General features: G+C 43.4%; 17 protein-coding genes and 1 other annotated feature. Of the genes, 15 read left to right on the top strand and 2 right to left on the bottom strand.

What is annotated here, in order from left to right; translation table 11 throughout:
• Positions 1–49 precede the first annotated feature (49 nt).
• From AC0YN6_RS05155 to tyrS, 5 genes are all read left to right on the top strand, one after another.
• A complete protein-coding gene (locus AC0YN6_RS05155; RefSeq protein ID WP_475745584.1) occupies positions 50–532 on the top strand; it encodes an SRPBCC family protein in 483 nt (160 codons plus the stop codon).
• Positions 533–574: 42 nt separating this feature from the next.
• A complete protein-coding gene (locus AC0YN6_RS05160; protein WP_475746257.1) occupies positions 575–898 on the top strand; it encodes a YnfA family protein in 324 nt (107 codons plus the stop codon).
• 72 nt (positions 899–970) lie between these two features.
• Positions 971–1,223: a binding site (T-box leader), on the top strand.
• 95 nt (positions 1,224–1,318) lie between these two features.
• The gene (locus AC0YN6_RS05165) at positions 1,319–2,998 is read left to right on the top strand and encodes a glutamine--tRNA ligase/YqeY domain fusion protein (protein WP_475745585.1); all 1,680 of its coding nucleotides are present in this window, start codon (positions 1,319–1,321) and stop codon (positions 2,996–2,998) included.
• Between the two features lie 87 nt (positions 2,999–3,085).
• Positions 3,086–4,171 (top strand): hypothetical protein, encoded by a 1,086-nt coding sequence (locus AC0YN6_RS05170; protein ID WP_475745586.1) that lies wholly within the window; start codon positions 3,086–3,088, stop codon positions 4,169–4,171.
• Between the two features lie 71 nt (positions 4,172–4,242).
• Positions 4,243–5,532 (top strand): tyrosine--tRNA ligase, encoded by a 1,290-nt coding sequence (gene tyrS / locus AC0YN6_RS05175; RefSeq protein WP_475745587.1) that lies wholly within the window; start codon positions 4,243–4,245, stop codon positions 5,530–5,532.
• A 262-nt stretch (positions 5,533–5,794) separates the two neighbouring features.
• Here the strand turns inward: tyrS and AC0YN6_RS05180 are convergent, their stop codons facing one another.
• A complete protein-coding gene (locus AC0YN6_RS05180; RefSeq protein WP_475745588.1) occupies positions 5,795–6,775 on the bottom strand; it encodes a phosphotransferase in 981 nt (326 codons plus the stop codon).
• Between the two features lie 197 nt (positions 6,776–6,972).
• Here AC0YN6_RS05180 and AC0YN6_RS05185 point away from each other — a divergent pair, with 197 nt between their 5' ends.
• From AC0YN6_RS05185 to AC0YN6_RS05205, 5 genes are all read left to right on the top strand, one after another.
• Complete coding sequence (locus AC0YN6_RS05185; RefSeq protein WP_475745589.1) at positions 6,973–7,992, top strand: serine hydrolase domain-containing protein; 1,020 nt, start codon at positions 6,973–6,975, stop codon at positions 7,990–7,992.
• A gap of 538 nt (positions 7,993–8,530) precedes the next feature.
• The gene (locus tag AC0YN6_RS05190; protein WP_475745590.1) at positions 8,531–9,130 is read left to right on the top strand and encodes a hypothetical protein; all 600 of its coding nucleotides are present in this window, start codon (positions 8,531–8,533) and stop codon (positions 9,128–9,130) included.
• A gap of 261 nt (positions 9,131–9,391) precedes the next feature.
• Complete coding sequence (locus AC0YN6_RS05195; RefSeq protein WP_475745591.1) at positions 9,392–9,757, top strand: hypothetical protein; 366 nt, start codon at positions 9,392–9,394, stop codon at positions 9,755–9,757.
• Positions 9,758–10,022: 265 nt separating this feature from the next.
• Positions 10,023–11,234, top strand: a complete 1,212-nt coding sequence (locus tag AC0YN6_RS05200) for an MFS transporter (RefSeq protein WP_475745592.1) — start codon at positions 10,023–10,025, stop codon at positions 11,232–11,234.
• Positions 11,235–11,879: 645 nt separating this feature from the next.
• Positions 11,880–12,281, top strand: a complete 402-nt coding sequence (locus AC0YN6_RS05205) for a VOC family protein (protein WP_475745593.1) — start codon at positions 11,880–11,882, stop codon at positions 12,279–12,281.
• Positions 12,282–12,342: 61 nt separating this feature from the next.
• Here AC0YN6_RS05205 and AC0YN6_RS05210 read toward each other — a convergent pair whose 3' ends face one another.
• Entirely contained in the window at positions 12,343–13,434 is a 1,092-nt protein-coding gene (locus tag AC0YN6_RS05210) for a branched-chain amino acid aminotransferase (protein WP_475745594.1), read from the bottom strand.
• 110 nt (positions 13,435–13,544) lie between these two features.
• On the opposite strand from AC0YN6_RS05210, the gene AC0YN6_RS05215 reads away from it, so the two are divergent.
• From AC0YN6_RS05215 to pyrE, 5 genes are all read left to right on the top strand, one after another.
• Positions 13,545–14,435, top strand: a complete 891-nt coding sequence (locus tag AC0YN6_RS05215) for a LysR family transcriptional regulator (RefSeq protein ID WP_475746259.1) — start codon at positions 13,545–13,547, stop codon at positions 14,433–14,435.
• A gap of 23 nt (positions 14,436–14,458) precedes the next feature.
• Positions 14,459–15,826 (top strand): UTP--glucose-1-phosphate uridylyltransferase, encoded by a 1,368-nt coding sequence (locus tag AC0YN6_RS05220; RefSeq protein ID WP_475745595.1) that lies wholly within the window; start codon positions 14,459–14,461, stop codon positions 15,824–15,826.
• 227 nt (positions 15,827–16,053) lie between these two features.
• Positions 16,054–17,388 carry a serine hydrolase domain-containing protein gene (locus AC0YN6_RS05225; RefSeq protein WP_475745596.1) on the top strand — a complete coding sequence of 445 codons (1,335 nt, stop codon included), beginning with the start codon at positions 16,054–16,056 and terminating at the stop codon, positions 17,386–17,388.
• Positions 17,385–18,047 carry an HAD family hydrolase gene (locus AC0YN6_RS05230; protein WP_475745597.1) on the top strand — a complete coding sequence of 221 codons (663 nt, stop codon included), beginning with the start codon at positions 17,385–17,387 and terminating at the stop codon, positions 18,045–18,047. The genes AC0YN6_RS05225 and AC0YN6_RS05230 overlap by 4 nt, the downstream gene beginning before the upstream one ends.
• Before the next feature lie 206 nt (positions 18,048–18,253).
• On the top strand, positions 18,254–18,784 hold the full coding sequence (gene pyrE, locus AC0YN6_RS05235) for an orotate phosphoribosyltransferase (protein ID WP_475745598.1): 531 nt from the start codon (positions 18,254–18,256) through the stop codon (positions 18,782–18,784).
• The last annotated feature ends 2 nt before the right edge of the window (positions 18,785–18,786 follow it).

The following is an 18,786-nucleotide window of genomic DNA, read 5'->3' on the forward strand; positions in this document are numbered from 1 at the left end:
TTTCTGTTAATATTTATGTTATAGTTTTCATGCGAAGAGGGGGATGAACATGTTAGCTGTTATTACACAAACTGAAAATGGATATACAGTCCGTTTCGAGCGTCTTTTAAAACATTCTGTGGAGCAGGTTTGGTCCATGCTGACGGACAATGAGAAGCTGGCAAACTGGTTTCCTGAGCTGCGGGTCGAGGACTTGCGTGAAGGCGGCGTAATTAAGTTCGATATGAAGGATGGCAGCTTCGAAGAAATGAAAATTATCGAGCTTCAAATGTTATCTGTTTTGGAGTATACGTGGGACGCAGACACGGTTCGTTTTGAATTGTTTACTGAAGCAGACGGTACTCGCCTGGTTCTCATCGAGAAGCTTAACAAAATTACAGAGCATACCCCTAGAGATATTGCAGGCTGGGATGTATGTTTGGATGTAATCGAAGCGTTGCTGGAGGGAAGAACGGTTGCTTCTCGCAAAGATATATGGAAAATCAAATACGATAAGTATGTACAAGCTTTTGAAAATTTGCATCAAAAATAGTATAGATGCACACGCAGCTTTAGATATTGGAGTGAGAGAATTATTAGTGCGATAGTATTTTTTTTGTTGGCTGGAATTGCAGAGATCGGCGGAGGTTATTTGGTTTGGTTATGGCTGCGTGAAGGAAAGCCTTTATATTGGGGAATGGTTGGAGGAGTAGCACTGGCGCTTTATGGCGTTATTGCTACGTTTCAATCCTTCCCAACGTTCGGCAGAGTCTACGCGGCATACGGCGGGGTATTTATCGTTCTTGCAGTGTTATGGGGCTGGCTGGTAGACAAGAAAACACCTGATATGTATGACTGGATTGGTGCTGCGATTTGCTTGGTCGGTGTTTCAGTTATGCTGTGGGCACCTCGGCATTAACAATGACCGCCTTCCTGCATAGAATAATCATTTACATTACAGGGAAGTATTTGTTAGTATATATGAAATAATCAAAAGGCGATGACGAGAAGAGTAAATAAACACATTCTTTCACAGAGAGCTCCAGCAGCTGAAAAGGAGCAAGGAACGGTTTATCGAAACAAGTCTCTGAGCATCACATCGGAACCTGAGCAAGGGGATGCTGTGACAGGAGCTCCTGTTATAGAGCTAGAGTATAAGCATCTATTAGTGCCGTACTTGAAGAGGTTGATATGGCGACATATCAACGAATCTGGGGTGGTACCGCGAAAATTTCGCCCCCAAGACGCTAAGTCTTGGGGGTGAAATTTTTTTTTGTTTTTTCGGGGCATGAACAATGAACGGTATCGTTTTTAACCCTAATGAGATGGAGGTTTTACAATGAGTAAGGAAATGGAACCAATCGCAGATCATTTTTTATATAAAATCATTAATGAGGATATTGAAGCAGGTGTATTTACACGAGAAATGTGTACACGGTTCCCGCCAGAGCCTAACGGATACTTGCATATCGGAAGCGCCTATGCCATTCATACGAATTATACGATTGCACAAAAGTATAACGGCAGATTTCACTTACGCTTCGACGATACGAATCCATTAAAAGAGGATATTGAATATGTGAATGCCATTATTGAAGATATCAATTGGCTCGGCTATAGTCCCGGCAGCCATATCTATTATGGTTCCGACTATTCGGATGTTATTTATAAAGCTGCTGTTGCGCTAATAAAGAAAGGAAAGGCCTATGTTTGTGAGTTATCTCCGGAAGAGGTAACCGAGTATCGGGGGACACTTACCGAGCCTGGCAAGGATAGTCCTTATCGAAATCGCTCAATTGAGGAAAATGTAGAGCAGTTTGCGAAAATGAAGAATGGAGATTTTAAGGCTGCGTCCAAGGTGCTAAGAGCCAAAATAGATATGAGCGCACCCAATATCAACTTAAGAGATCCCGTCATCTACCGAATCATTCATGCTGAGCACTATCGGACGGGAAATACGTGGTGTATTTATCCGATGTACGATTTTGCACATCCGATCCAAGATGCGATCGAAGGTGTTACCTACTCCTTATGTTCAATCGAATTCAAAGACCATCGTCCACTGTACGAATGGGTATTGAATGAACTGGAATTTGCACATCCTCCAAGGCAAAGGGAATTCGGCAGATTGAATTTAACCGGTGTTGTAACGAGCAAACGATATTTGAGACAGCTGGTTGAAGGCGGCTATGTCGACGGTTGGGAAGATCCTAGGCTGCCAACGATCCGCGGACTAAGGCGTAGAGGCTTTACGCCCGAAAGCATTCGCAATTTCATCGATGAAATAGGGATGATTAGAGCACAAAATTCGGTTGATATTGCGATGCTGGAGCATGCGGTAAGACAGGATTTGAAAGCAAAGGTCAAAGGTATAATGGCCGTTATTCATCCATTGAAAGTGGTCATTACCAATTATCCAGAGGGTCAAACGGAGCTGCTGTCCATTGACAGCAATAGTGAGAATGATGCGCTAGGCAAACGAACGGTCGCCTTTTCTAGAACGTTATATATTGAAAAGGATGATTTTATGGAGCAGCCCGTCAAAGGTTTTCATCGATTAGCGCCGGGGGCGGAAGTTCGGTTGATCGGTGCCTACTTCATTAGATGCGAGGAAGTTATTAAAGATGAAGCGACAGGTGAAATCATTGAGCTTCGCTGTACCTATGACCCGGAAACAAAAAGCGGAACGGGCTTTACCGGCCGGAAAGTGAAGGGGACGATCAACTGGGTGTCGGAAAGTCATGCAACAAAGGCAGATATCCACCTGTATGAGAGTTTATTATTGGATAATGAAGTGCCAAAGGATGACGATATTGCTTGGGAAAGTATGATCAATCCTAATTCATTGCTCGTCGTTAAGGATTGTTTGATCGAGCCTTTTGAGAACAACCCTAAGGCTGAGGATAAATTTCAATTTGTAAGGCATGGTTATTTTTGCGTGGACAAAAAACATACGACAGATAAGAAGCTGGTGTTTAATCGCATCGTGCCGCTTAAGGATACGTGGAGAAAAAAATAAAGCAGTCTAAGGAAAATGCCTCTCATGTGGTAAAATCATACATGAAGAGGTATTTTTTGTGGGAATTATTTGTAAGCAGAGTGATTTATGTTCGGGAAACGAGGCGATTCAATGTTGCTTTCAAGGTTTCGACTATTGCTGCTGGCCGCTATTCTGTTGTTTCTGCTCATACCCCAGGCTGCAAATGCCAATGGAGGGCCGTTGTATTATCCTGCGCAGGGCTACGGACTACTGCAGCTCGATGAAAATTCGCAGATCAGCTTAGTTCGTGAAAAAGTTTCTTTTACATTCGACGATATTGAGCGGTACCAAAGCAATGCCAAAGTAACGGTTCGTTATGAACTTCACAATATGTCCGATACTGGTAAAAATGTGGAGGTTTTGTTTCTGACTCCTACTAGCGAGGCTTTCGCGGTAAACGATGGGGATAAGCAGATTGATGTTATTATGGACCCTAAATCAAAGCCAGTTAACTGGCATGCTCAGATGAAGAACATGGTGACAGATCCGATAAGCGGCAAGGAGCTGCGTTTATCCAAATACATGATCGAAAATCCACCAGTACAAGGTGCGAGGTTCCCTTTATCTTTTGAGCCTAACGAAACGAAAAATATTGTAATTACCTACATTGAAAAAGGCGGGTTATATGATAAGGGTGTACTTACTACAATTTTTTCCCATCTCTATTATCTCACCCCAGCAGCAGTTTGGGAGGGAGAGCCCCATGTGGAGCTGGAGGTTAATCTAAGTGCTCCGGGTGCGAAGCTGCATTCGAATTTGCCTATGGAGCAAACGGACTCGAAGACGTTCAAAGCTGTTTTTAACGAATTGCCCAGCGAGGATTGGTATTTTTCATACGCTTATCCCAAAAGAATGTTGTTTTCAACTAATATAGAGAAGGATCATAACCTCTTGGTACTCGGCACGACTGCAGTATTAACTGTCATTGCGGCAGCGATTGCTCTTTATTTTAGAAAGAGTCGTATATTCACGATCAGTATGATTTGTATTTTTGGTTTTACGGTTTATTACATTTCGAAAATGGGCGGTTATCCGTTTGATCCTATTTTCGTAGCATTCACTGACATCGCAGTAGGCTCAGCGTTGCTCGTATGCGATAGATTGATCAGAAATAGCATTCGAAGACGGAGAGAGATTGCAAAAACAACGTAACTGCCAACACATAGCTTTTAAAAAAGTCGATTTCGACGTAAAATGTAGGAAACAATAGAGGAGAGAGTTACATGACAAACGAAACAACGATAATAAATCATGATGATCTTTTGGCTGATCTTGAATACCGAGGACTGGTGCAGCAATTCACCAACCGCGAGGAATTACATAAGAAGCTCACTAGCGAGCGCGTTGTACTTTATTGCGGCTTCGACCCAACGGCAGACAGCCTCCACATCGGAAGCTTGCTTCCGATTTTATGTTTGCGCCGTTTCCAACAGGCCGGTCATATTCCACTCGCGCTAGTTGGCGGCGGAACAGGCTTAATTGGAGATCCGAGCGGCCGCTCAACCGAGCGATCCCTTAACACAGCGGATACTGTATCCGAGTGGACTGAAAGCTTGAAGCGTCAGCTTTCCCGTTTTCTTAATTTTGAACAAGCGGATAATCAAGCTAAGCTAGTAAGCAATTACGATTGGATTCAACCGCTTGATGTTATTACCTTCTTGCGTGATGTGGGTAAAAACTTTACGGTCAATTACATGCTTGCGAAGGATTCTGTTGATTCCCGTTTATCCTCGGGCATTTCGTTCACCGAATTCAGTTATATGATTTTGCAGGCTTACGACTTCCACAAGCTTCATCAGGAGCATGGCTGTTCCTTGCAAATCGGCGGCAGCGATCAATGGGGCAACATTACGGCAGGTCTGGATTTGATCGGTAAAATGGGCGGCGGCGATGCTTACGGCATGACGATGCCTCTTGTTACGAAGAGTGACGGGAAGAAATTCGGGAAATCCGAATCCGGCGCGATTTGGCTCGATCGCTCGAAGACGTCGGCCTACCAATTCTACCAGTTCTGGATCAATACAGAAGATAACGATACGATTAAGTTTTTGAAATATTTCACATTCCTGTCTCGTGCAGAAATTGAGGCTTTGGAAACTGAGCTTCAGTCGCAGCCAGAGAAACGGGTAGCACAGCGTGAGCTTGCACGAGAAATTACTCGCCTTGTTCACGGACAAGAAGCACTCGACAGCGCAGAGAAAATTACGCAGGCGTTCTTCTCAGGCGATGTTAATCAACTGAATGAAGCTGAATTGATCGAAGCGCTGCAGGACATGCCTACAACGGTGCTTACGAATAGAGATGAGATTTCGCTCATGGATCTTCTGATCGAATCCGGAGCTGCTCCGTCCCGTCGCCAAGCGAAGCAAGATATTACGAGCGGTTCGATTTCAATTAATGGAACCAAACAAACGGATGCAGAATCCGTCGTTAGCTCGGAGCAAAAGCTGCATGACAAATTCGTCGTACTTCGTCGCGGGAAGAAAAATTACTTCTTTATTAAATTTGAATAGGACAGCCTGACAGAAAACCAGACCTCCGTCTAACGGAGGTCTGGTTTATTTGTGGGTGGATAACGGATCAGGGGAAAGAAGTGTTATCAAGTAATACTGCTAAGTCGGTCCAGACGACCAAGTCTATGTACTGGTTGCAACAAAGTATCTAGAGCATTGTTGGGCGTGGCTTCGCTATCTCGACAGCAAGGACTATGAGAACACAACGTCGAATAAGAAGAACAATCCTTAATGCAATAAGCCATCTAGATGATAACCAACCTTATAGTTTATTTGCTGTTACCCAAGCGGCTAGAAACTTAAGCTTACCGTCAAAATAGCCATCGTCCTGCCATGCTCCCCACACGGGACTAAATCCCGTGTGTAGTCCGATCAGCCACAGTTGTCTGACAGCTACGAATACAGGAATCATTGCGAGATCCTGCTCGCTCATGGGACGCTCCTTCAAATATGCCTCAAGAAAAGCATCCCAGCATTCATCCTCGAAGCCGTCATTTTCCGATCTGCCATGGACACGATCCCATAGAAATACAGATAAATCATATGAGCGCCAGCCTATGCCGCAGCAATCAAAGTCAAAGTGGGTCATGCTGCCGTCATCGGAATGAAACACGTTCCAGCCATGCAAATCACCATGACATACTCCCCAATCGTAAGTATCGCCTACGGCTTCAGTGAGGCGACCTTTGAGTCGTCTGGCAGTCTCTTGCACAAATGCGACATCGTCTGGTCGATGTTGCAAAAAAGGAAGAAGCTGCTGAAGCGGTTCATCAAGCAGGTGGGCCGTATCAAGCTCAAACCTTTTATGCTTAGGCTCATAATGATCCATCGCTTGATGAAGCTGTGCAATAGCACTGCCGTATGAGCGGCTGGTTTCAAGATCGATCTTGCCGATTCCATCCGCATGGGTGAATAGCGCTGCATAACGCTTGCCTTCCGGCGCATCAAGCTCAGTCAACCATTCACCATCTCGCCTCGTGATTGGATGCGAAACCGGTAAATTACAGTTATTAAGGTACGTCAACAAATCCAGCTCAAAGCGTATATCTGATTCCATTCGCCATTGATACTTGTAAATTCGCAGTATATATTTCCCGGTACTCGTATCAACCGCATAGGTATCATTCAAACCATTGGATAAGAAACGGCTCTTGAGGGGTGTACCGATATTGTAAAATAAGGCCATTGCTTCAAAAAGCTTATCCTTATTGAAAACAGTATGTGCAGCAGGAATATGTAGCATGTCGCAATCATCCTTCTAGTCGTTTTAACGTTATTCTTACATCCTATAGGAATCGCGGGTCAAAGAGGATAGAAACAATAGCTATAGTTGTTTATTACTGCTTGGAATAGCGTTATTGGATTTAATTTACAACATTAATGGTGGATACTATTGTTAATCAGAAACGGGAAATCAACTCTACAACGGGAGTGGTCCATTTGAATAAAATAGCAACTAACCATTTTCAAGACTTTAATAAATATGTCTATCAAATTCAACAAGAAATCGGCGCTACTGCTGCCGCAACCTATATTATTCAGAACGATGTTGTTGTAAATGAGTGGTATTCCGGTACGCATGATACATCAGAAGTATCACGGAAAGTGGATGCAAAAACGCAGTTTAATGTAGCCTCTATCCGTAAAACGTACCTAGCTCTTGCTATAAGCTTGTTAATTGAACAAGGGAAAATAAGCAGCATGGATGATGAAATTGGGCATTATTTGAATGAGTATGAGCTCATTGCAAATGGAGTAACGCTGAGACATCTCCTTACGCATACCCACGGACTAATAGAGGAGAACGGGGAAATCGTTAGAGAGTTCGCGGCTGGTTATGGCTGGGCATACCGAAATACGGGAATTGCTTTACTGATTCAGTTAGTGAGACATGTGTCGGGACAAAACTTGAGCTCTTTTATGAGGAGACATGTATTTGATAAGTATGGCTTAGTGGAAACCGGATGGAGAACGAAGGATGATGAGGAGCTTATTTACAACTATCACCAACATAAAGATACGTGGGTGGGACCAAACGATAGTGATGCAGGAGAGCAAAGCAATTTGTTCGTTAGTGCACGCGATTTAGCGATGTGGGGATATTTGCACCTTAAAAAAGGCTGCGTAAATGGAGAGCAGCGGTTGCCGCAACAAGTTTTTACACGAGTAACCTCACTACATACGCCAGTTACGGTTCCGTCTCAGCTGCCTCGGAATGGCTTTATATGGTGGCTGCAAAGTGATACGTCCTTGAATCAAATAGGCGAGCGGTTGCCGAGTGATTCGTATCAAATTTTAGGGATTACAGGCTGTGCTTGCTTGGTCATTCCGAGCTGCGACGCAGTAGTGGTTCGTATGTATAACCAGCTCAGCAACACAGATGGATACGATTACTTAATTGACATACGTAAGTTTGGAAATATGGTGAATGATTTGCTCAGCATCAGGCCAAGCGGCTAGCGAGATTATCGTTAGCCGCTTATTGTGATTACTATTCGGATGATGGCTCTTCCATAAACCAAGAGATATGGGTGCATCTCTTACAAATAAGTATGGTTGCATTTTTGTTAGCCCAATCAAATCCTAAAAATGATGCACCGCTCGTGTTAAGTAGTTTACGATCCATATCAAAGGTATCATTTTGACAACAAGGACAGGTGATTGACGCACCTGCAGCACTGTATCTCATGTAATCACTCCCTTTAAATTCGTATTATATAATTTAACGTAATTGTAGTTCATTATGTTTCGAGTGAATGAATTCGTAAGTCAAGATACAGGCTAATACCTAGAAGCTTAGTGCAACAAAAATTGGAAAATATCGTCTAATTGTAATAATAAGAAATAGGTGGTGAAGAGTTGAATCTCGTAATGTAACAGCAGCGTGGACTCTATACAGATTAACTTTATCATTCTCTCATTTGTAAGAAGAAATAGGGGTGCAATAACTAAAGTATAAAATAATAATAGATTTTTCTCTGTATTTAAGTATGAGAGGATGAGAAAACTGAAGAAACCTAAAATAACAAGTCTTCTTTTACTACTTCTAGTAATATCAATTACCTATAATTTTTATATGCACTATAAATCCAATCACTTTATACATCAACAGCAAAGTCAAAATCAAAATGATTTATGGTATATCTCCGTTAGTGGAGAGAATTTAGCTAAATGGTTAGAGGACTTCCTTAATCAATCTCATGGTGTCGATAATGAAGAAGCGCAGGAAGCACTGGTTAATTCATGGAATATTGTTGTAGGGGAAAGTCGAAGTATCCATCTTTATTTAGGTAGAATGAACCCGCATTATATGGAGGAGCTGAAGCCAAAGTGGAGCTTATTACAGTACAGCTTAATGCGTATTGATGAATTTTTACATAGTCTAAATACTAAGTTCAGAGAACAAGGTTCTTATTCCATAAATGATGAGGAAGCAGAGAAGTTAAGAGCTGTTGTTACGGTATATAGAAAAATCCACGAAGAAGTAATGAAAGAATCCGATAAGCCAGAACTTGTAATTGACTCATTAACTGAACAAATGATGATTATAGATGATCATTACTCAGCTACCTTAAAGAGAATAGAACAAGATAGATAATTGGCAGCTTCACAGTGCAAATGGGGAGGATCGTTAAATTCTCCGATCAGAAATTCGAGAAATCGACCACGAAAATGTGGAGCGCCTTTATCAACCGTGATATGCAGCCTGAACAAGGTATATAGGGTACATGATAATTATCTCGCGCTGGATACCCTAGAATCAGTGGAGGCTATCGCCTTCCATGTCAATCGTACAGGTCACATTGCCTTTCTGTGAATACAATATGGTGTATTCCAAAACAGGAAGGAGATAATTACTGTGAACCGGAATAATTACAATAACATGAACGCGATGAACGCGATGAACGCGAACATGAACATGAACGCAAACATGAACACGAAGATGAACATGAATATGAACATGGCTAATGTAGGCGGCGCGAATGAAACTGAATTTTGTCCCGATTGTCCAACACAGACGGTCTTTGATCCTCCAATTACGAAATACGAGGACATCTACCATCCACAGCTTGTGAATGTCATTCAAAATATTGAAACGGTGAAGCAACATCATTGTTGTCCTGTCTATCAGAAATATTACACGAGTACAGAAAAAAATGTGATGGTTTCGAGCGCAAAACACAGGAAGCGCGCTAAAACATCTTCCAAAAAACGTTCGAGATAATAATTGCTAAATTAAACGATAGACCCGTAAGAATGGACACTTCATGAGTGAAGCGGCCATCTTACGGGTCTTTTTTTTGCTTTCAAGATACTTTGCACAGATTGCTTCTATTTTTAGATAGAAGTTTACCAGATCAACCGAGCTGTATTGTAGACATAAGTGCAGTGCTTCCAAGGAAAGGGCGGTTGTCAGTCCTGCTTGCCAGGTATACAATGTGTAAGGAGAAAATCAGAATTATAGTTTTACTAAAGGGAGTGCAACAGGTTTGTCATCAAGTGTAATTGCTTCAGATTCGCCTTCTTTCCGTATTCGTTTAACCACATTGCTTCTAGTCGTCGTCGTGGCGGGCATGAGCCAAGGGCTGCTGCTTCCGCTGCTGTCAATTATGCTGGAGGATTCCGGCGTCTCAGCGGAAATGAACGGTATTAACTCGGCGGCTATGTATATCGGAATCTTCTGCACGATGTTTTTCGTTGAGAAGCCGGTCATGCGTTTTGGCTATAAAAAAGTAATCATAGTTGGTATTTCGTTAGTTACACTCGCCAATCTGTTATTTCCATTCACGGAGTCGCTCGCTATATGGTTCGTTTTGCGTTTGCTAGTGGGTGTCGGGGACAGCTCGCTCCATTATGCAACTCAGCTGTGGATAGTGAGCTCAAGTCCAGCGGATCGACGGGGGAAATTTATTTCCTTGTACGGCATGTCCTATGGGCTCGGTTTCAGCTTAGGGCCGCTCGGTATTAATCTTCTTCCGCTGGGAAGAGCGGTTCCGTTCTTAGTGTCTAGTTTGTTTTTCACTACGGTGCTTCTGCTTGTGCTGCGTATGAAGAACGAGATGCCTGAACGAGTTGTACGGAACAGTGCGTCTGAGAATCGGTTCGTAAAAACTTATCGCATTGCGTGGTTCGTACTTATACCGGGATTCCTGTACGGCCTGATGGAAGCGTCCATGAACAGCAACTTTCCACTATACGGCTTGCGCATTGACCTAAGCCAGCACTGGATATCACTTCTGCTGATGGCATTCGGTGTAGGGGGGCTCATTTTGCAGCTGCCGCTAGGCATTTGGAGTGATCGGATTGGTCGAAAGCCTGTATTGATTGGTTGTGGAGTTGTCGGCTCGCTTACGTTCTTCGCAATACCTGCTGCTGGAGATAACGTTGCGCTGCTCTTTGTATTATTCGCTATAGCGGGTGGCGTGGTTGGATCATTCTATTCCTTAGGCCTAGCCTATGCAGCGGATATTTTACCTCGGGTTATATTGCCTGCGGCAAATGTTATCGCTTCGATTCACTTCAGTATCGGAAGCATTATGGGTCCGACCCTTGGCGGATTTGGAATCCGTTATATATCGGTACATAGCATCTTTTTGTTCTTAGGTGCTGCGTTTCTTATATTTGCAATGCTAGGTTTTGGATTTCGACCCAAAAGGGTGGATGTCCCTAAAGTAGAGGTAACTGATAATCCGGTGCTTTAGAGATGCGATGGCGGAATGGGCAGCATGATAGATCTAGTTTCTAGATCTATTTGTGTAGAATTGGTCGTTTTCGGGGAAATAGGTCTAGTTTCTAGACCTATTTCCGATAATCCGGCGCTTTAGAGGTGCGATGGCGGAATGGGAAGCATGATAGATCTAGTTTCTAGATCTATTTGTGTAGATTTGGTCGTTTTCAGGGAAATAGGTCTAGTTTCTAGACCTATTTCTGATAATCCGGCGCTTTAGAGGCGCGATGGCGGAATGGGCAGCATGATAGATCTAGAATCTAGATCTATTTGTGTAGAATTGGTCGTTTTCGGGTAAATAGGTCTAGTTTCTAGACCTATTGCCGATAATCCGGCGCATTAGAGGCACATTGGCGGAATGGGAAGCATGATAGATCTAGTTTCTAGATCTATTTGTGTAGAATTGGTCGTTTTCAGGGAAATAGGTCTAGTTTCTAGACCTATTTCCGATAATTTGGCGCTTTAGAGGCACATTTTCTCTACTTCTTGCTCATCATCTTGATCTTCTGAAGGATCGTCTTTTTCATAAAAAAGGGAATTCGACGAAATGAGCGAATACATGTATTCGTTACTATTCGTTACTATTCGTTACTATGCGATCAAAGGAGAAGTAGAGAATATGTCTGATAAACTTAGCTCTCTTACCGTATTAATGGTGTCCGATTTAGCAAAGTCTCAAAGCTTTTATCGTGATGCGCTGGGGTTTAACGTCACGGATTGGTGGGCAGAGCGCGGCGGCTTGCATGGCGTAGCGCTCAAGCTGTTCCAAGCAGCCGATCCTTCAGACGTAAGGCCGAATCAGCGTCCTGCTGGCGGCGGTTATGCCGTCGATGTACAGGTTTACACCGATACATGGGCACAGTTAGATGCCCTATACGAGGAGTTCCGCGGTAAAAATGTTATTATTGCCGTGGAGCCGACCATCTATGCAGATGGAGGTCCGTGGAAGGAATTCGTAATTGAGGACCCGGACGGTTATCATTTTGCATTTGGCGGAGTAGACGGTCACGCGGGTAAATAAAATTGTGCACATAGAAAAAAGGCTGCCGATATTTATCGACAGCCTCTTTTTCGTCTATAGGTTAGACACTTACGGGACTTGCTTCAACCATCCAACCGAATGGATCAGCGACCTTGCCCATTTGGATGCCTGTTAATGTATCGTAAAGCTTCTTGGACACCTCGCCTGTTTCACCATTATTAATAACAAGTACATCATCCTGCCAGCTAAGTTCACCAATTGGTGAGATAACAGCAGCCGTACCTGTACCGAATGCTTCTTCTAGCGCACCGCTGCGGCCAGCCTCATACAGCTCATCGATTGTAATTGGACGCTCAACGACCTCAATGTTCCAATGACGAAGCATGTGAATGATCGAGTTGCGAGTTACCCCGTCCAAAATACTGCCATTCAAGGCAGGTGTATGCACGACGCCGTTAATTTTGAAAAAGACGTTCATGCTGCCGACTTCCTCAATATATTTACGATGAACGCCATCGAGCCATAGTACTTGAGAATAACCTTTGTCTTTAGCCAGCTCCTGCGCCTTCAGACCAGCAGCATAGTTTCCAGCCGTCTTTGCTTCACCGACGCCGCCCTTCACGGAACGAACATATTCGGATTCAACGAAGATTTTGACTGGGTTTACGCCTTCCGAATAGTAAGCGCCTACTGGCGACATGATGATTATGAATTTATATTCGGTAGACGGTGCTACACCAAGCTGCGGCTGAGTCGCAATAACGAAAGGACGAATGTATAGCGAAGTGCTAGGTGCTGTTGGAATCCAGTCCTTATCAACGGAAATAAGCTGCTTCAAAGCTTCAATTGTTGATTCGATATCAAGCTCAGGTACACTGAGACGCTCGTTAGAACGATTCATTCTTTCTATGTTTTTTTGAGGTCTGAACAGCAATACGCGACCATCATCGGTTTTGTATGCTTTCAACCCTTCAAAGATCGTTTGTCCGTAATGAAATACTTTAGCTGCAGGATCTAATACGATCGGTTGGTAAGGCAGAATACGCGGCTTGTGCCAGCCGTTGTCTGTCGAATAATCCATAATAAACATGTGGTCCGTAAAATGATTACCGAACCCAAGTTGGTCCGCTGCTGGTTGTTGTTTCTTGTTTTTGGTTAACTCGATTTCCAATGATTTTAGCAAATAGCCCATCTCCCTTAAGTGATCGTTAATTGAATGCTAACACTACATGCGATATATTTAAAATATCTATTTTATTGAATGTCTATACCTTTAAGGTATAGAAGGACGGAGTGATCGTATTGGACATGCGGCAGCTGAAATACTTCTTAACTATAGCACAAGAAGGACAGGTTACGCGCGCTGCAAAGCTGCTTAATATGGAACAGCCACCTCTTAGCAGGCAGTTGAAGCAGATGGAGGAGGAACTCGGCGTCAAGCTGTTTGAGCGTAACGGCAAAGGATTGATACTGACAGACTCGGGTGATCTACTTAAACAGAAGGCGGAATCACTGCTCCTGCAATTCGATGAATCGCTCAGGGAAGTGAAGGGAATGGAGGAAGGGATTAGCGGCGTACTGTCGATTGGATCGGTTGTATCCTGTATTTCCCTATTGCCAAAAAATATCGAGTTGTTCAGAGACAAATACCCGCAGGTTACGTTTAAAATATCAGAGGGCGATCACTTCTATTTAGGTGAGCAGCTGGAGAAGAGAGCCATCGATTTGGTAATCGCCAGGCTGCCGTTTGAGGCGCAGAAGCATCCGCAGCAATATTCCATTATGCCGCTGCCTTCCGATCCGTTTGTGGCAGTCATTCCAAGCTCATGGTCAGAATACGCCGGTAAGGAAGCTCTGTGTATGAAGGAGCTTGCCCAGTTCCCGTTTCTTACCTTGAAGACGGACAAGACGACGCGCATGCATGAGCAGGTCGTGAACGAGTGTAAGCGGCACGGCTTCGTCCCTAATATTATATGCGAATGCTCAAGTGTCGCGATCATAATGTCACTAATAGCAGGCGGGATCGGTGCGACAGTATTTCCGAAGTCAGTCATGTCATCTTTCCCAAGCACTGTAGTCAAAATGCTCGATATTGAGGATGCGGACTTTCAATCCGATGTCGGCATTCTATGGCTGAAGGATCATTATTTGTCTAAGCGAGCGCAGCGGTTTATTGAAAGTTTTCGTTCATAAATGTAAAAGAAGGAGGAGAACTTATGAATAACAATCAAAGTCTAGCGGAAGCGAAGCTTCGATTATATGAACAGGAGCATGTTCTGGAAACGCTAGCGAGACTGCCTGAAGTTGCGAAAAACAAACTAATCGATCAAATTCTAAAGATTGATTTTGAGCGGTTGTTTAAAGTTTTAACGGAGTACAACCAACAAGAAAAGATGAGCAACGATCATATTACACCGATGCCTTATGAGGACTGGGAAGATTATAACGCGGAAGAAAAGGAAGCTTTTACTGAACGGGGGTGGGAGCATCTGCGTGCTGGAACAATTGGCGCTATCGTTGTTGCTGGAGGACATGGAAGCCGGCTTGGTCATGATGGACCAAAAGGCACGCTTGATATTGGGCTTCCATCACACAAGTCATTATTTCAGCTGCAAGCGGAACGATTGCTTCATTTATCTAGGCGAGCGGGCCAATCAATTCCTTGGTACATCATGACGAGTCCAGACAACCATGAACAAACCGTATCGTTTTTTCACTCCTTGGGTTATTTCGGTTATCCATCTGAGGATTGCTTCTTCTTTGAGCAAAATACGATGCCTGCGCTAGACCATGACGGCAAGCTGCTGCTATCAGCGGACGGAACTCTTATGCTCGCTCCGAGCGGCAATGGTGAATGCTTCGCTTCATTAAAACGTACTGGTGCTCTCGCCGATATGAAGCGAAGATGCTTAGAATGGCTTTTTTATTACAACGTAGACAATGCGCTTATTAAAGCAGCAGATCCTGCTTTTATTGGAGTGGCAGCCGCACGCAACAACAAGGTGGCAACCAAAGTCATCGAGAAGACAAATGCTGATGAGAAGATTGGCATTGTATGTTTGAATAATGATCGTCCAGCTGTGCTGGAGTATACCGAAATGCCAGACGCCATTAAGGATGAAAGAACGAAGGACGGAAAATTGTTTTATCACCTTGGACATATTTCAATCCATTTATTTAAGCTGGAGTTCATAGAGGAGCATGCGGATACCGAGATCCCTTTTCACGTGGCTTCGAAAAAGATGAGCTATATGGACACTGATGGAAGTATGATCATCCCAACAGAACCTAACGCATATAAATTCGAACGGTTTATTTTTGACTTTTTTCCACTTGCAAATCAATTGACGGTCTTACGAGGAAAACGTGAGGAGGAGTTCGCTCCGGTCAAAAATAAAACAGGTGAAGACAGTCCATCTAGTGCACGAAAGCTTATACTTACGCTTCATCGGAGCTGGCTGCATGCTGCGGGTGTGCCTGCGGAACGGCTAATAGGATGCGACATTGAAATCTCGCCTCTGAAATCGTACAGCGGTGAAGGGCTGAAAGCGGAAGATTGGGAAGAGTCATGCCAACACTTTTAATTCCAAATGAAATAAGCCTAACTAACCGTTTACGCGATGTTTGCTGCAAGCCAGTATCAACCTTCTAATTGCTGTTTCAGAAGCGGGTTTCTTTGTTCAATTAATGCAAATAGAAAATGAGGAAAATGTTTACAAAGCGAACGTATGTACGGTAATATGGATTAGGTAATTATTCATTTTTATTAAGGTTATGACAATTAGAATTCTTTCAAGATGGAGATGATCTGATGGGTTCTGCAAGCGGCGTAACGACAACGAATCAACTGCAACAAAAATTAGAGGATCATTGCAATGCACTAGCTCAATTAGGTTATCTGAACGGCTCTGTATTGGTCGCATCCGAGGGACGAATCGTTCTAAGCAAGGGTTTTGGAATGGCAAATTTCGAGCATGATGTTCCGAATACCCCGCAGACTATTTTTCGACTCGGCTCGATTACGAAACAATTTACAGCGGTTGCTATCGTGATGATGCATGAGCTTAAGCTGCTGAATGTGGAAGACAAGGTCTCCAAGTACCTCCCTAGCTTCCAACATGGCGATAAAATCACTATTCATCATTTGTTAACGCATACATCAGGCATTCCAAACTTTACTGGTTTAGAGGATTTTGTGCCAAAGATGAGACTTGTTTCTTCTACGGAGGAGACCATCGCTAGATTTGCGGATAAGCCCTTGCTGTTTGAGCCGGGGGAGAAATATGATTACTGCAACTCAGGGTACGTGCTTCTGACGGCTATTATTGAACAAATAACTAATCGTTCCTACGAGGAATATATCCACCATGCTATATTGAAGCCGCTCGGGATGATAAATTCGGGCTATGATAACGCGAAGAAAATATTAAAGAACCGTGCTGCAGGCTATGAAGTATGGGGCGAGGTCGTTAATGCTGAGTATTTGGACATGTCTATTCCATCCGGTGCCGGCGGTATGTATTCGACGATCGAGGATCTTTATATTTGGGGTTTGGCGCTGCATTCACAGCGGCAAATGAGTGAGAATGCCTATGTAAGTATGACAACTCCGTTCAAGGATAAATACGGCTATGGTTTATTTATAGATGAGGAAGAAATTATGGGCAGCAGCAGGAAAGTCATCGGCCATAGCGGGGGAATCAATGGGTTCCTTACTGAAATGAAGCATTACAAAAACGAGGATTTAACGATAATCGTCCTATCCAATTTAGTAACGACGCAGGTAGGACCTATTAGTCAACAGCTCGCGCGAATCGCTTTTGGCGAGGAGGTTAAGCTTCCGTTGTCCCATACTCCTGTGAAGCTGGAAGCCGACCAGCATAAGGAGCTTATAGGCAGCTATGATGTGAAGGGCGAGCCAGGCTCATCCATTATGATTACAAAGGAGCAAGATAAGTTTTATCTCATGCAGAATACATGGTTTAAGTTTGAGCTATGCCCTTATTCCGTTCAAGAAAGAGAATTGATGTTTTTCATACGCGGAATGGAGGGTAAGGTCACCTATTCATTACAAGATGCTAGAGCTGAGCTATCCGTGGAGCTGTTTGGCGGGGCAAAAAAAGCTGTAAAGTCCGTAAGCCCATGATTCAAGCGGTTATCTTTGATTTAGACGGTACGCTGCTTGATCGTGATCGCTCCTTATTGCAATTCGTAGAGGAACAATTCGAGAGACTGATTAAGCCAAACAGCGAGATAGATAAAGAGAGTTATATAAAACGATTTATTGCACTAGATTGCCGAGGTTACGTCTGGAAGGACAAGGTGTATCAGGATCTGATACAAGAGTTTGAGCTGGAGTTGGATTGGAACGATCTACTGAACGATTATAAGCAAGGCTTCTCTAATCATGCCGCTCCTTTTCCAAATATGTATGAGCTATTGGATATATTGAAGGACAAAGGCTATAAGCTTGCGATGATTACGAACGGATTCGGTGACTTTCAGGCCAGCAATATTCATGCACTGGACATTGCCCGTTATTTCGATGAAATTCTGATTTCAGAGCGAGAAGGGTTGCGGAAGCCAGATCCGGCTATCTTCCTCAGAGCGGCGGAGAAATTGGATGTGGAGCCCAAGGCATGTGTATATGTTGGCGACCATCCTATCAATGATGTCACAGCTAGTAAAGCGACAGGCATGAGAGGAATATGGAAGGAAGATGAGTATTACACAGACTCATTCGAATATGATGCGAAGGTCAAAGACTTAATTGAAATTGATCTTTTACTCGAACAATGGAAATAATGGAGCCATTAGGTTGTTTAATGACGAAGAAGCATATACAATAATAGAAATGTCTGGAAGGGGTGGGGATATGAAGTGGAAGGCTGAGGAGCTTAGATACAGACCTCGTTTTTCAGTTTTATATTTCCATTCTTACATAAAACACTAAAGTGCTTGCTGCTTTAGTGTTTTTTTTATACTCAAAAACGCAAAGGAGTGTATTACAAATGAACAGAGACCCATTGGCGAAAGCAATATTTGAAGCAGCGTATTTACAGGGAACCTTTAAACTGCGATCTGGTCAGACATCACATCAATATTTTGATAAATACTTATTCGAGTCAAACCCGAAGCTGCTTGCTGAGATTGCAGAAAGGCTGGCTCCATTAGTGCCGAAGGATACGGAGGTGTTGGCTGGTCTTGAAATGGGCGGGATTCCAATTGCAACGGCACTATCGCTGAGAACAGGAATACCTGCGGCGTTTGTTAGAAAAGAAGCGAAGCAATACGGGACTTGCAAGCTCGCTGAAGGAGTAGATATAGCAGGGAAGAAAGTCTGTATCATTGAGGATGTGGTTACAACAGGAGGACAAATTCTTATAAGTTCGGGTGATCTAAAGAAATATGGAGCTGTAATTTCGACAGTGATGTCGGTCATCGAACGAGATCCAAAAGGAAGAATGAATATAGAAGAGGCAGGATTAAACTACATTTCGTTATTCCATATTGATGAGCTTTTACCTGCCAAAGTCGAGTAGTA

It is taken from the genome of Paenibacillus sp. J22P15, assembly GCF_056269345.1.